The organism is Streptococcus sp. bf_0095 (assembly GCF_004166885.1).
GTDB lineage: Bacteria > Bacillota > Bacilli > Lactobacillales > Streptococcaceae > Streptococcus.
Window position 1 is genome coordinate 619,675 of sequence record NZ_RCYU01000001.1, and the last position, 14,759, is coordinate 634,433.

Sequence of the window (14,759 nt, forward strand, 5' to 3'; positions counted from 1 at the left end):
TTTTGGTAATCCGTTTTTCTCCTTCTTAGTAACCTTTAAGCATTAAATAGATCAGGTTCATAGAGAAATCCTAGGTAAGTAACTTAAATAAAGTTTTTTTCAATTTAAAATTCGCATTATTACTTGATGATCCCTTCCTGAATCAAAAAATCACGTGCCACTTGATTAGCTGACTTGCCTTCTACTCCGACTTGGTAATTCATCTGGCTCATTTGTTTCTCTGTGATTTTACCAGCCAACTTATTGAGAACAGCTTCCAACTCAGGGTGTTTTTCGAGCAATGCAGTTTTCATGAGGGGCGCCCCTTGATAAGGTGGGAAGAGTTGCTTGTCATCTTCAAGGACCACCAGGTCATAGCGAGCCAGCTCGGCATCTGTTGAGTAAGCATCTGTTATCTGGATATCGCCAGACTGGATAGCTTGGTAGCGAAGGGCTGGTTCCATGGTGGAGACTTGTAGATGAAGACCGTAGACCTTCTGCAAGCCCTTGTTTCCATCCTCTCGGTCGTTAAACTCTAGCGTAAAGCCCGCCTTTAGTTGCCCTTCCACCTTTTTCAAGTCGGAAATGGTCTTGAGGCCATACTCTTGGGCAATTTTCTTAGGCACTGCGACAGCATAGGTATTCTGATAAGCCATGGGTTTGAGCAAGGCTAGGTCGTCTTGTCGCTTGATCCCATCTCGGGCAGCTTTGTAGACTGCTTCTGGATCATGACCGACTTGTGGTGCTGGCTTGAGGAGACTTTCGGTCACGGTCCCTGTAAACTCTGGATAGATAGCGATGTCCCCTTTTTTCAGGGCTTCATAGAGGAAGGTAGTCTTTCCAAAATTCGGTTTGACCGTCACTGTCATATCCGTATTTTTCTCGATCAATATCTTATACATGTTAGCTAGAATTTCGGGTTCTGGTCCTAACTTCCCAGCAATGACTAGGTTCTCTTTTTCCGGTTTGGGAAGAAGACTTGGTGTATAGCTAGCTCCCAATCCCAGGATCATGACCGCAAAGGCCGCAAAGATGGTCCGCAGTTTGGCCTTTTCCATCCATTTAAGAAGAAGGTTAAAGGCGATAGCTAAGAAGGCAGAAGACAGGGCACCGATCAAAATCAGACTGGCATTATTGCGGTCAATCCCCAGAAGGATAAAGGAACCGAGTCCCCCTGCTCCAATCAAGGCAGCTAGGGTAGCCGTCCCGATAATCATCACAGCTGCTGTCCGAATCCCAGACATGATGACGGGCATGGCCAAGGGAATCTCAAACTTCTTGAGTCGCTCCCACTTGGTCATCCCAAAGGCGATTCCCGCTTCTTCAAGGCTTGGGTCAATCCCTTGTAAACCGGTGATGGTATTTTGAAGGATGGGGAAAATGGCATAGATAACGAGAGCTGTCAAGGCAGGAAGTGTTCCAATTCCCATGATGGGAATGAAGAGCCCCAAAAGGGCCATGGAAGGAATGGTCTGGAAGATCCCAGCTAGCTGTAAAACCCAGTTGCTGGCTCTCTTGCGACTACTTAAATAAATAGCCAGTGGAACAGCTAGAAAAATCGCAAGGAGCAAGGTCAGTAATGACAGTTGCAAATGTTGCCCCAGTGCAGTGAGCCAGTCTCCAAAGCGTTCTTGAAAGGTTGCAACTAGTTTAGACATGGTGAGCACCTCCAAATAAATCCGCAACAAAGTCGTTGGCTGGTTGGGCTAGAATGGTATCAGAATCCGCCACCTGCACAATCTCTCCTTCTTGTAGCACCGCAATCCGATCACCTAATTTCAAGGCTTCATCTGTATCATGTGTTACGAAGATAGTCGTCATACCAAATTCTTTGTGCAAGTCTTTGGTGAGAGCCTGCAACTGCTTGCGTGAAATAGCATCCAAGGCTGAAAAGGGCTCATCCATCAATAGAATCTTTGGCTCTGCAATGATGGCCCGCACAATGCCAATCCGTTGTTGTTCCCCACCCGATAACTCGCTTAGCTTGCGATTTGCATACTCTGCAGCAGGCAGACCAACCTTGTCCAAAAGTCCTTCGGTTTTAGAGGTGATTTGCTCCTTGCTCCAGCCCTTCATCTCAGGAATCAGAGCAATATTTTCCGCAACAGTTAGATTTGGAAAGAGAGCAATGGCCTGCAAAACATAACCAGTAGAAAGACGTAACTCTCGTTCATCATAGTCCTTGATGCGTTTTCCGTCCATATAAATATTGCCATCTGTCGGCTCCAAAAGACGATTGATCATCTTGAGCATGGTGGTTTTTCCAGATCCTGAAGGTCCCACAAGAACCATAAATTCTCCATCTTCAATACGGAGATTGACGTCTTTTAAAATGTCTGTATCCGTGTAGCGCAAGGCTACATTTTTGTATTCAATCATATTCTTCCTCACCATCTCCTTAAAAGCTAAGATCCTTATCTCACTTTTTATAAGAGTGTAATCATTATTATAACATTGTAATGCTAGATATTACATCTGTCAACAATTTTGATTTGAAATCATATATAAGAAAAGGAGCTTGGCCAAGGCCAAACTCTTCATTATGATGGACTATTCTTCTTCTACCAAACGTTTAAACTCCGCTTGGATTTCTGTATTTTCTGTTGGTTTTAAGTACATGACCCCACCATTAGTCGTCTGTGAATGAAATACAATCGCTTCTCCTGTATTGGTTATCGCAAAGAAGTAACTATGAACATCCGGGTACTTATCCCAATTGCTATAACACTCTACTATTCGGTACTGGGCATTTCCTAGACCTGTATCCGAGTACTCAGCATTCATTTTTTCACTTGGTCCATCATCCCTAAGTGTATAGAGGTGGTCAGGACCAACATCTCCTCCTACGATCCCCTTTTGGTAATTGGGCTGTCCTAGTCTTTCCACCCAGTCCTTTATAAAAGCTTCTAGCTTGGCAGATTTGTTGAGATTCCATGGTGCTTTTTGCTCAGTTGTTGACTTAGATGAACGACTTGGAACTTCAAATTCCTGCCAATCGAGGCCTCTTAAGTCAATTTGATCCGATGCATTTTTTCCAAAATCAGCAGCAATATCATTTGCTTGTATTTGAATCTCTTTTTCTTGGAGGATAGTTGCTTGCTCTTGCTTGGCATTAAGCTGATAAAGAGTTCCATAACCTTGACCCGTTCCTGAAGACCAGCTAAGCTCTAGGACTTCTCCTCCTTTATAGACAAGCGTAGCATTTCTTGCTCCACCATGACCTGCCACGAACCCTTCTGCCAAAAGGACAGGTTTCCCGGCTTGCAAATAGTAAAGACCGGTTAAGAAATATTTGCCACTCAAATTTAGGTCCGCAATCAGAAGTTCCTCTATCCCATCGTTATTTAAATCTGCAAAGGCATAACGCATTTCATCTGCCTGGTTAACCGCATTTTCGATTGCCCAACTATTGATTGGACGCTCAGTTGCATGTAAACTTTGAGAGAGACTTGCGATGCTTGCTGTATCCTTTGGCGAGGTCAAAATCTTTTGATAATCCTCAAATACAGGCTGGTACAACTTCTTGTAATCTTTTTTTACTTCTTTTTTAGTGACCTTTTTACTAGAAGATGATAAAGTCGTTGTTTCCGCGCTGTTATTCAACTGACTAGAATGTCGAGGAGTTCGTTTGCTACAACCAACCGTAATAAGTCCTGCTAGTAAGAGAATAAAGGCTCCTAACTTCTCTTTTCGTTTCATAAGCTTCTCCTTTTGTGCCATCCTTGACATTTGTACTTTTCTCTTTATATTATACCAAAAAAGAAGGCTACACCTGATGATTTGTGTAAAACCTTCTTATTCCATTTCATTTTGATCTAATTTGGGTCCTTTTGCTCTCGACGACCCAGATTGTCCTGACTTTCGATATGTTGCTTGATCAAGGCGACCACTTCATTATTGCTTGGAAGACATAATCCTTGTTCACGATTTGGTCATCACTAGCCTTAGCAAAGCGAAAAATCTGACCGATTAGAATATCAAAACATTATTTTTCGACCATACCACTGTTAATGAGACTTTCTTTCGTTACTGAATAACTAACTGTTTTGTCATCTAGGGGATTAAAGCCTGGGACGATTTCTTTTAATTTATTAAAATCGATTTTTGTGTAATCAATGGTATTGCGGATATAAAAGATTCCATCTTTGTATTCTGATGTTAGTTCAAATCCTTGTCCCATCAAATCTTTGAACATTTCTTGGCTCTTAGCAACGGCTTCTTTCATGGATTCAAGAGGGTTTTCACCAGGAACTTTTGAGACGTCGTAATCATCAACTTTTTCTTGTACTAACAAGGTATCTCCCTTGTAATACAAGGTTACAGTGGACTTACCTGCTTCATCACTCGATTCAAGAACCGTTTTTTGAGCACCTGCTAGTGCATCCTCTTTTTGGCTTTCATCCGTTGATGACTCTTTTGTCTTCTCTTTAGCGGATGATTTGCTTGTTGCTTTACTAGTCGCCTTAGTGGACGATGGACTAGTAGATTTTGTACTCTCTTTTTGTGCGCAACCAGCTAAAAGAAGACCCGCTGTCAAGAAGACGGCTAACATTTTTGTGGTTTTATTCATTTTGAATACCTCACTTTTTTATGATGGTTAGGGAAATGACTGACATCTGAAACGAGTCATTTAGCAGGATCAACTGTCGTTTTAGATGTTATTAGAAAAGTCTCAAAAATAATGTTCGCAGTCCCCTACTTATCGATCATTGTAGCCATCTGGGTGGCTGGAATGCCATTCCCAGGCTGTTTGGATAATGGTTTCGATATTGTCAAATTTTGGCTGCCAGCCGAGGATGGCACGCGCCTTCTCAGATGACGCGATCAGGGTATCTGGATCTCCTGGTCTACGATCTGCAATCTCCAGAGGGATTGGATGTCCCGTCACCTTGCGGGCTGCTTCTACGATTTGAAGATTGGAGAATCCAGTCGACGAGCCCAGGTTAAAGGCAGTAGATGGGTTGCCATTACGCAGATACTCCACTGCTAAAAGATGGGCATCCGCCAAGTCAAATGGATGGACATAGTCCCGAACATTGGTGCCATCTGGTGTCTGGTAGTCATCTCCAAAAATAGCGATCTTCTCGCGTTTTCCTTGGGCCACTTGTAAGACGATCGGTAAGAGATGGGTCTCTGGTCCATGGTCTTCCCCAATAGATCCGTCAGGCTTAGCACCCGCAACATTAAAGTAACGAAGGGGCACATACTTGATGCCGTAGGCTTGATCAGCCCAACGCATGATGGTTTCCATCATGAGCTTGCTTTCGCCATAAGGGTTGATTGGTTTTTGCGGAGTGGTTTCAAGAATCGGAATTTCTTCTGGAATGCCGTAGGTGGCAGCAGTCGAAGAAAAGACGATGTAGTGCACCCCACATTCATGCATGACTTCCAAGAGTTTGACCATGCCTGCTGTATTGTTGTCAAAATATTTCAATGGATCTGCCATAGACTCAGCGACCAGTGAGTAGGCCGCAAAGTGGATGACCGCATCGATATCTTCGTGTTCTTTAAACACAGTGCGCATAAAGTCTTGGTCCGCCAGGTCTCCTTGGTAAAAGACGGCATCTGGATGCACCGCTGCACGGTGGCCTGTGACCAGACTATCCACCACGACGACTTTTTCCTGTCCTTCATTGACCAAGCGGTCCACCATATGGGAACCGATATAGCCAGCTCCTCCGAGTACGAGTATTGCCATTTGTTTTCCTTTCGCTTCTTTGTCTTCTCTCTTATTGTACCAAATTTCTGCCGCTTCTCCACACTTAAAGTGTCGCAACAAAGCGTCTAAAGGCCGCTTGACCTTCTGCGGTTCGCTTGTAGACACCGGCATCTTCCAGCACTCGCGCAAAGATCTGGCCAACCGATTCACAGACAAGGGTTTCTGCCTCTGCTCCATCTGTGATGGCTGGGTGAGTAGCTTTCAAATCATCTGCCCAAGCCTGGTGGTAGGTTGCCACTGTGCTCTCACGTCCAAGCAAATAGTCTTGAACCTGCTTGAGCTCTTCCTTGAGGCGAGGTGGCAAAATGGCCAGGCCCATGACTTCGATCAGGCCGATATTTTCTTTTTTGATGTGTTGCACATCCGCATGTGGATGATAAATGCCATCTGGATGCTCTGGTGAGGTTTGGTTGTCACGGAGCACCAAGTCCAATTCATAATGCCCATCACGAATCCGTGCAATGGGGGTAATGGTATGGTGAGGCTGACCATCGGATACCGCTAAAACTTGAACGGCTGGATCCGAGTAGCCTCGCCAGGCTGTTAGGATATGGTCTGCCAGGGCAATCAATTGCGCCTTGTCATCTGATTGCAAACGGAGAACCGACATGGGCCAATTAACACTTCCTACCGATACAGCCTCAAAGCCCTCAATGGTAAAGCTTTCCTGCACAGGAGCTAGCTCCATAGGGAAGGTGTGGCGTCCGCCTTGGTAATGATCATGAGTCAGGATAGATCCCCCTACAATGGGCAGGTCTGCATTGGACCCTGCAAAATAGCCTGGAAAAGTCTCGACAATGGTCAAGAGTCGCTCAAAAGTCTTGCGACTAATGGCCATGGGAACATGCTGGCTATCGAGGAAAATGCAGTGTTCATTGAAGTAGGCATAAGGGGAATACTGAAAGCCCCAGTCATGACCGTCCATGTCAAAACGGATAATCCGATGATTGGCCCGGGCTGGATGGTCTAGGCGACCTTGATAGCCTTCATTTTCAAAGCACAATTGGCAGGCTGGATAATGACTGGCTTTGGCAAGCTTGGCCGCTGCAATGTCTTTAGGATCTTTTTCAGGTTTTGACAGATTGATGGTGATTTCAAGAGAACCGTAGGGAGTTTGTGTCTCAAAGGCAATATTTTGCGCAATGGCTTTGACCTTGATGTAATCATTGCGCTTCGAGAGGGCATAGAAATCCGCAATCGCGTCTTCCTTAGACTGACGGTAGGTCTCCCAAAAGCGATGGTTGACTTGACTAGGACTAGGGGTAATCCAATCCATCAATTCCGCACCCAGGCTGTCCTTGGCGGCCATGCTGTCTTGGATCTTGCTATTTGCAACAGCGATCTCTACCAGCTGATCTTTGAGTGCGATCAAGTCTTCTTTTTGAGCTGGGGCGTCTAGCCCTTCTTCTCCAACGCGACTCATGATGCGATTTTTTAGATAAATCCGATCCATCTCTTCGTAGTCACTTGCCGCAATGACGGCTGTGACAAATGCATCCAAAATTCCCTGATTCATTGATTCTCCTTCTTACGTTTTAAATAGTCTCTGACAGCATCTAAATCCTGGAAAACTTGTTCCGCTTTAGTTAAGAAAGACTGTGCTGGTACTTTTAAATCTGGAACACATATGACTGGTATTCCAGCCCGATAGGCTGCTTCAATCCCTGCCTCACTATCCTCTAGTACTAAGCAATTCTCTGGTAAAGCATTCAAATCACTACAAGTCTTTAAAAATATATCTGGGTAAGGTTTACTTCGTTTGACATCTTTTGCAAAAACTAAATGGTCAAATAGGGACAGTACCCCATTGCTATCCAAGATCATTCTAGCCCGAGATTCAACACTTGAAGTTGCTAAGGCGATTGGAATGTCCTCTGTTTTCAAAAAAGTAAGCAAATTTTTAGCACCTTTTTTTAAATGAACACCTTGGGCTAAGATTCGAGCTTCTAATTCATAAACTTTAGCCAGAGTTTGTTCGAAATTCCAAGGTAAATCATAGGTATCTAAAAATCGTTGAACATTCTCCTCTTCTCTATGTCCACTGTAGTCTCTAGAATAAGTTTCTTCTGTGAAAGGAATTCCAAAATCTCTAAGTAATTCTTGATAAACTTTTAGAGAAATGATTTCAGTATCGGCTAATAAGCCATCTAAATCAAATATTACAGCTTCCATTATTATCACCTAGTCTAAAACTCGTGTCCCTGCCGCAACTTCTGCAATATAAAAGCTTGGCGCATAGCCAACGACTTCTTCATAGCGGTTGCCGACAGCTTCTTTAAAGGCTTCAACCTTATCTTTGTTTACAAGGGCGATGGCGCAACCACCAAAGCCTGCTCCTGTCATACGAGCGCCCAAGACACCTTCTTGTTCCCAGGCTGTATGCACCAAGGTATCCAATTCTAGACCTGTCACTTCGTAGTCATGCTCCAAGGATACGTGGGAAGCATTCATGAGACGGCCAAAGCCTTCCAAATCCCCTGCTTCAAGTGCCTTACGAGCTTGGAGGGTCCGTTGGTTTTCAAGTACAGCATGGCGAGCTCGTTTGATGCGATTTTCATCCTTGATCAAGTAGCTGTAGGTATCAAAAGCCCAGAGATCCAGTTCCCCTAAGGTTTGGATATCCAATTTTTCTTGGAGTTCAGAGACGGCGGTTTCACATTCTGAACGACGTTCATTGTATTTTGAATCCGCTAATTCCCGGCGTTTGTTGGTATTCATGATGACTACGACATTGTCTTTGAGGTCCAGCGGTACCAGATCATACTCTAGGGTGTTGGTATCGAGATAAATAGCCCGTTGATCAGCTCCCATACCGATGGCAAATTGGTCCATGATCCCAGAGTTGACTCCGATGAAGTGATTTTCGGTTTGTTTTCCGATCTTGACCAGATCTAGACGATCTAAGTGAAGATCATATAGTTTCTCAGCGATGACACCAATCAAGAGCTCAAGGGAAGCTGAAGAAGAAAGACCGGATCCATTTGGAATATTGCCATAAACATAGACATCCATACCGCTATCAATGACATGACCCGCTTCTTGCAAGAAGTGGAGCACGCCTTTTGGATAGTTGGTCCAGTTGTGCTCTTTTTCAAAGTGGAGATTTTCAAGTGGAACTTCAATGATCCCCTTGTCTTCAAAGTTTCCTGAGAAGAAACGCAAGACCTTATCCTCGCGCTTTCTTGCCGCTCCGTAGGTACCAAGTGTGATGGCTGCTGGGAAGACATGCCCACCATTATAGTCAGTGTGTTCACCGATCAGATTAATCCGTCCTGGTGAAAAGAAAGTATGATCCGCTTCTGCTCCAAAGACTGTTTGAAAAGCGTTCCGAAGTTCTAGAGTATTCATTGAGATTACCTCACTTATATAGTTATTTATCTTTAGTGTAACCCTTTTCATCAAGCAAATCAATTCATTTACTAAAATTTTAGTAAAATACATTAACCAGGCCAAAGCTATGATATACTAGAAGACAGAAGGAGAAAACTTATGGCTACATTAAAGGATATTGCCAGTCTCGCTAACGTATCCATCGCCACTGTTTCACGTGTGCTTAATCAAGATACTAGTCTTTCTGTAACGGAGGAAACCCGCCACAGAATTTTGACCGTTGCTGACGAACTAGGCTACACCAGACATCAGAAAAGTGGGAACTTTAAGAAAGAAAAACAACAAATTGTCATCATCCAATGGAAAAGTGAAGAGGGAGAACTGGACGACCTTTACTACTACAACATCCGTTTAGGCATTGAAAAAAGAGCACAGGACCTCGACTATGGCATCCTCCGCTATTTCAATGATATTCCTTTTCGATTAGGGGAGGAAATTGTTGGGGTCCTTTGTATCGGAAAGTTTAGTAGGGTACAGATTATCGAACTAGAAAAGCTAGCCAAGCCTCTGGTTTTTGTTGATAGTAACACTCTCAACCAAGGGCATCCTTGTGTCACTACTGAATTTGAAAATGCTGTTCAGACTGCTCTTCACTATTTAAGAAAACAAGGGTGTCAAACAATTGGTCTCTTAACCGGTGAGGAAAAAACGACCGACCTATTGGAAAGTATTCCCGATCCCCGGCGTAGAGCTTATCGAAACTACTGTATTGAAAGAAACATGTATCACCCTGAACTCATCCTCACAAGTAGTTTTACAGCTCAATCAGGCTATGACCTCATTTCCTCTCAACTTCAGTCTGGCTCACCCTTACCAGATGCCTATTTTGCTGCCAGTGATAGTTTGGCAATTGGGGCTCTTCGCGCCTTTCAAGAAGCCGGCATCAAGGTCCCTGATAACATCCAACTCATCTCCTTTAATGATACCAGTTTAGCCAAACAAGTCTTTCCTCCCCTCTCGACCATCACTGTTTTTACAGAAGAAATGGGACGAACCGCTATGGACGTCCTCAATAAACAAGTCCTAGCTCCGAGAGAAATACCGACCCTTACCATGCTAGGAACCAAACTCACCTTAAGAGAAAGTACCAAGAATGGATGATCTTCCATCCTTTTCGAAAATAAGATACTATGAAAACACACGAAATTTTATACCAAACTTTGGCCCAAGCCCAGGATTATGTCAACGGCGAGCAACTAGCCCAGGAAATGGGCCTGTCTCGCACCTCTATCTGGAAGGCCATCCAGCGTCTAGAAAAAGAAGGCATCGAGATTGAGTCTGTTAAAAATCGAGGCTACAAGATCCTTTCTGGAGACCTCCTAATCCCCCAAGTCATCGAAGACCTTTGTCCATTGACAGTCTCCTATAATCCCCAGTGCCAATCCACCCAGTTAGACGCTAAGAATGCCATGGAAGCGGGTGGCCAATCTGCTACTCTGTATCTAGCTCCTTTCCAAACAGCTGGTAAGGGGCGTTTTGGGCGCGACTACTTCTGTCCTTCTCAAGGGGGAATCTACATGTCTCTCCACCTCAAGCCCAACCTCCCTTTCGATCAAGCACCTGCCTATACCCTCATGGTCGCAGCTGCTATCTATAAGGCTCTGAAAAGTCTAGCCTTACTGGATGTCGATATCAAGTGGGTCAATGACATCTACTACAAGGGGAAAAAAGTTGGAGGCATTCTGACTGAAGCCATCAGTTCTATCGAAACAGGCCTCATCACAGATGTCATTATTGGTGTGGGGCTCAATTTTTCCATCACTGATTTTCCAAAGGAACTGAAAGACAAGGCAGGGTCCCTCTTTGGTGCCCAGCCTCCCATTTCCCGCAATGAACTGATTGCTGAGATTTGGAAGGAATTTTTCACCACTCCAGAAGAGGAGCTGATCTACCTCTACAAGCAACGTTCACTGGTCCTAGGTAAGGAAGTCCGCTTCGAACAAAATCAAACCAGCTACCAAGGTCTGGCCAAGGATATCTCAGATAGTGGACAACTACTAGTCCAACTGGAGGACGGCCAAGAACGCTGGCTTAATAGTGGCGAAATTTCCCTCAAACAGTGGGACCTGTAAAACAGACCAACAGCTCAAAAAAGAGTCTGAGACAAAACATTTCTCAGACTCTTTTGTGTGAAGATATATCAAAAATTTTTAAAATAATTCTTGATATACTCTAAGCATATATCCAGTAAGAATTTGATAAATAATAATACAATTCCAATCTTCACAAACATGTAATATTTAAATGTGGTGTCTTCAAATTCACTCACAAAAATCGGAAAGTTTAAAATATTATACTCATTGATAAGAAAATAAAGTGAGATACAAATGGATAAAACCAAGGCCACTATAAAAATTTTTTTATGTAATTGCATTTTTTACCTTACCCTTTCTTGTTTTACAACATTAAATACCAATTTTATATAGCCTGATTCATTCTTTTCCCTCTTTCTAACAGGCTATTTTTATAGTTTTTACACCTTTATCATACACCAATTTCAAAATCATTCAAGTCTGTTTTTCTAATTATTTTTATGGTATAATAATAAAGTTGGAGTGATAAATAAAAACTCAGCAACTATCTTAGTAAACTCTATAAAATTAACTTTTTAGATAGCAGCATGCTATACTTAAGGTTCTTAAAAGTTCAAGCATTATAAACATAAAGAAAAGACCCATGGTGTATACTGACCCCAAAAAGTTAGACAATGAATTGACACAAAGGATTTCGTTCTGTATTGCACAGGACTAAGTCCTTTTCTACAACAAAATAGGCTCTATAATTCCGACGTTGGCTTACCCACTACAGAAATTATAGAGACTCTAAAAAAAGTGCCTCTTGATACTTATTTTAGAAAGCAGACAAACTCCTAATTACATAAAGTAGTCAGTTTACTCTTCAAAAAATGACTGCTATTTTTTGAGTCATGTAAGGAAATTAAAAAATTTCCGCTGTGAGAAAAGTGCCTGAAACACAATTGTTTCAGGCACTCGGGAGTTTTGGAACCTTAGGTCCAAAACTAAGTCATGGAACTTCTTCGAAGTTCGCTGACGTCCGTACTCACCTAAGGAAAGTTTTTAAGTAGACTTTATATTCAAACTAAAATAAGCACCGCTGGGTGCTTATTTTTTATACTTATCTCGTTTTTTCTGATTGAGCTGTTGATCGATACTTTCGACCAATTTCCCTAAGATATAGCTGACTTGCAAATTTCTCAGTATCAAGAGAGCCCAGAAGATAGCTGCCAGGTAGCTTTCTCTCATTACTGCATCATTGAAAAAATAGGTCTCAAAGGCTGTAAAGATAGCCATAGTCCAAAATTGACGTTTATTCATATTGTTATTCTACCACGATTTTCTGAAAAAAGCACAGGCTAGTCTTCTTGGATCGTAATTTTCTCAGAGAGGAAATCGAAACCTTCCGGAATGACAGACTCTTCTGCTACCTCGACTTCTTCCTTGTGACCACGCGCTTTCTTCGAGAATTCCGCCCGGACCTGGGTCCACTCCTCCATGGAAATGGCCAAAATTTCAGGTGAGAATCCGGCTGCATTGCTTAAAATATTGCCAAACATGGTATTGAGGTTATCTCGCTTCATGGTCTGTTCGGCATTAAAGGCAGACTCAAAAGCAAGAATCGCATGGCGTTCATTCGCCGCAACCGGTTGCGAACCAACCAGCAAGGCCTTATCTGCCCCTGCTAAGCTTTCAATAATTTCCCCCCAAGCATTTTGCAGGCGGATGAGATTGTTACGAGCTAAATCTGGATTTTCAACCGCTTCTTGTAAGATGGCTTGAACCTTATTGCGATCCACTCGATATCCCTTGCTGGACTTCTGAGGACGGGCTGGAGCCGACTTGGCTACAGGAGCCCCGCTCCCTACTTGAGCTAATTGACTTTTCAGTAACTCCACTTCTCTTTTGAGTTGGTCCATTTGTGCCAAGAAATCTGCTGGAAGAGCCGTTTGACTAGCTGAAGAGCCCTCACCCTTGTATTCTGCCAAGCGAATGGTCATCATCTCTGTATAGATCTTGGGCTGCAGGCTATTTTTGATATCTGCTAAGCTCCTTGTCGCAAGATCAATCCAAGCAAAGAGGGTGGCTTGCGGAATGGCTAGATTCTGGTTAAATCGTTCACTGACATGGAGATTTTCCCCACCTGTCTGAACGATCAGGAGATCCCGTAAATACTGCAAGAGATCTGTCACAAAGCGGGCCATATTTTTCCCATTATCAAAGATCAGGTTTAACTGGTCCAAGGCTGCTGTTGTATCTTGTGCTGCCAAGGCTGCAACATAGAGGTCTAAAGCTTCTTGACTGATGGAGCCTGTGATTTCTTCTGCCGTCGCAGTGGTCAATTGGGCACCAGCTGTCAGGCTGAGGGCCTGGTCCAAAATGGACAAGGCATCCCGCATCCCACCTTCTGCCCGACGGGCAATAATGGCTACAGCTTCTTCTTCGTAATCAATGCCTTCTTTATCCAAAACAGCTTTTAGGTGGTCTTGAATAGCTGGCGTCTTGATGGATTTGAACTCAAAGCGTTGAACCCGCGAAAGGATGGTTGCTGGAATCTTATGCAACTCCGTTGTCGCTAAAATAAAGACTACATTTTCTGTCGGTTCTTCCAAGGTCTTGAGGAGGGCATTAAAGGCTCCCGTCGAGAGCATGTGGACCTCGTCAATGATATAGACCTTATGAGGGGCCAAGCTAGGCGCATAGGTCGATTTATCACGGATATCGCGGATCTCATCCACCCCATTATTAGAGGCAGCGTCAATCTCGATGACATCCTCTAAACTGCCATTGGTAATGGCTTCACAGATATAGCATTCGTTACAAGGCTCTCCCCCTTTTTGATTGGGGCAGTTCATGGCCTTGGCAAAGATTTTCGCCACACTGGTCTTCCCCGTCCCACGAGGGCCAGAAAAGAGATAGGCATGGCTAATTTTTCCCTGTTCGACAGCTTGTCGTAGGGTCGTCGCAATAACCTCCTGCCCTACAAGCTGGCCAAAGGTCTGGCTTCGGTATTTACGATAGAGGGCTTGATACATTAGTCTACTACTCCAAACATCCTAAAATTCCAATTTGTTTTTTCGAGCAAGATGGCTACAAAACGTTCCAAATAAAGACGATCCAGGTCGTCATAATCTCCCACCCGATCCGAATCTAGATCCAACACTCCAAGCAACTGGTCATTCAAGACCATGGGGACCACAATCTCACTCATGGCCCGACTGTCACAAGAGATATAATTGGCATGCTGGGTCACATCCTCGATGACCAGCGTCTCTCTTTTCTCTGCTGCTTCTCCACAGACACCTTTTCCTAGAGCGATATGGACACAAGATACCTGTCCTTGAAAGGGGCCTAGAATCAACTCTTTTTGGTCATAGAGGTAAAAGCCTGCAAAGACGGAATGCGGTAGAGCTTGATTGAGCAGAGCACTGGCATTGGCTAAATTGGCCAAGGCATTGTTCTCTCCTTCTAAGAGAGCTTCTAACTGGGCTAGTAGGAGTTTGTAATTTGATTCTTTTTCTTGCGTATTCATACCTTTTATTATACCAAACTTTGGCTAGAAAATTAAGTATTTACCACGGAGCAAGCCTTGATAAAAACCCAGCTTTCACCAGAAGTACCAAGCAAATGTTCTCAATAAAAAAGCCAGGGAGCAA

At 43.6% G+C, this 14,759-nt stretch carries 13 protein-coding genes; 2 read left to right on the top strand and 11 right to left on the bottom strand.

The window, feature by feature from the left end; genetic code table 11:
• Positions 1–119: 119 nt before the first annotated feature.
• The 8 genes from EAI95_RS03185 to EAI95_RS03220 form a co-directional block, all read right to left on the bottom strand.
• Positions 120–1,637: an ABC transporter permease/substrate-binding protein gene (locus EAI95_RS03185; protein WP_129822168.1), complete on the bottom strand. Its 1,518-nt coding sequence runs from the start codon at positions 1,635–1,637 to the stop codon at positions 120–122.
• Positions 1,630–2,358, bottom strand: a complete 729-nt coding sequence (locus EAI95_RS03190) for an ABC transporter ATP-binding protein (RefSeq protein ID WP_129822169.1) — start codon at positions 2,356–2,358, stop codon at positions 1,630–1,632. Before EAI95_RS03190 ends, EAI95_RS03185 begins: the two co-directional genes overlap by 8 nt.
• A gap of 171 nt (positions 2,359–2,529) precedes the next feature.
• Positions 2,530–3,678, bottom strand: a complete 1,149-nt coding sequence (locus tag EAI95_RS03195; protein ID WP_129822170.1) for a DUF4767 domain-containing protein — start codon at positions 3,676–3,678, stop codon at positions 2,530–2,532.
• 286 nt (positions 3,679–3,964) lie between these two features.
• A complete protein-coding gene (locus EAI95_RS03200; protein ID WP_006596546.1) occupies positions 3,965–4,549 on the bottom strand; it encodes a DUF1307 domain-containing protein in 585 nt (194 codons plus the stop codon).
• A 129-nt stretch (positions 4,550–4,678) separates the two neighbouring features.
• Positions 4,679–5,677 (bottom strand): UDP-glucose 4-epimerase GalE, encoded by a 999-nt coding sequence (gene galE, locus EAI95_RS03205; protein ID WP_129822171.1) that lies wholly within the window; start codon positions 5,675–5,677, stop codon positions 4,679–4,681.
• A 64-nt stretch (positions 5,678–5,741) separates the two neighbouring features.
• Positions 5,742–7,214 (bottom strand): UDP-glucose--hexose-1-phosphate uridylyltransferase, encoded by a 1,473-nt coding sequence (gene galT / locus EAI95_RS03210; protein WP_129822172.1) that lies wholly within the window; start codon positions 7,212–7,214, stop codon positions 5,742–5,744.
• Complete coding sequence (locus EAI95_RS03215) at positions 7,211–7,870, bottom strand: HAD family phosphatase (protein ID WP_129822173.1); 660 nt, start codon at positions 7,868–7,870, stop codon at positions 7,211–7,213. The genes galT and EAI95_RS03215 overlap by 4 nt, the downstream gene beginning before the upstream one ends.
• 9 nt (positions 7,871–7,879) lie before the next feature.
• Entirely contained in the window at positions 7,880–9,046 is a 1,167-nt protein-coding gene (locus EAI95_RS03220) for a galactokinase (RefSeq protein WP_129822174.1), read from the bottom strand.
• A 141-nt stretch (positions 9,047–9,187) separates the two neighbouring features.
• Here EAI95_RS03220 and EAI95_RS03225 point away from each other — a divergent pair, with 141 nt between their 5' ends.
• Positions 9,188–10,189, top strand: coding sequence for a LacI family DNA-binding transcriptional regulator (locus tag EAI95_RS03225; protein WP_129822175.1), 1,002 nt, complete (start codon positions 9,188–9,190; stop codon positions 10,187–10,189).
• 29 nt (positions 10,190–10,218) lie between these two features.
• Positions 10,219–11,160 carry a bifunctional biotin--[acetyl-CoA-carboxylase] ligase/biotin operon repressor BirA gene (gene birA, locus EAI95_RS03230; protein ID WP_129822176.1) on the top strand — a complete coding sequence of 314 codons (942 nt, stop codon included), beginning with the start codon at positions 10,219–10,221 and terminating at the stop codon, positions 11,158–11,160.
• Between the two features lie 1,050 nt (positions 11,161–12,210).
• On the opposite strand, the gene EAI95_RS03240 is transcribed toward birA, so the two are convergent.
• Genes EAI95_RS03240 through EAI95_RS03250 form a run of 3 tightly spaced genes read right to left on the bottom strand, consistent with a single transcriptional unit; the run spans position 12,211 to position 14,635 of the window.
• On the bottom strand, positions 12,211–12,423 hold the full coding sequence (locus EAI95_RS03240) for a DUF3272 family protein (RefSeq protein ID WP_048690913.1): 213 nt from the start codon (positions 12,421–12,423) through the stop codon (positions 12,211–12,213).
• 38 nt (positions 12,424–12,461) lie between these two features.
• Entirely contained in the window at positions 12,462–14,138 is a 1,677-nt protein-coding gene (gene dnaX / locus EAI95_RS03245; protein WP_129822177.1) for a DNA polymerase III subunit gamma/tau, read from the bottom strand.
• The gene (locus EAI95_RS03250; protein ID WP_129822178.1) at positions 14,138–14,635 is read right to left on the bottom strand and encodes a GAF domain-containing protein; all 498 of its coding nucleotides are present in this window, start codon (positions 14,633–14,635) and stop codon (positions 14,138–14,140) included. Before EAI95_RS03250 ends, dnaX begins: the two co-directional genes overlap by 1 nt.
• Between the last annotated feature and the right edge of the window lie 124 nt (positions 14,636–14,759).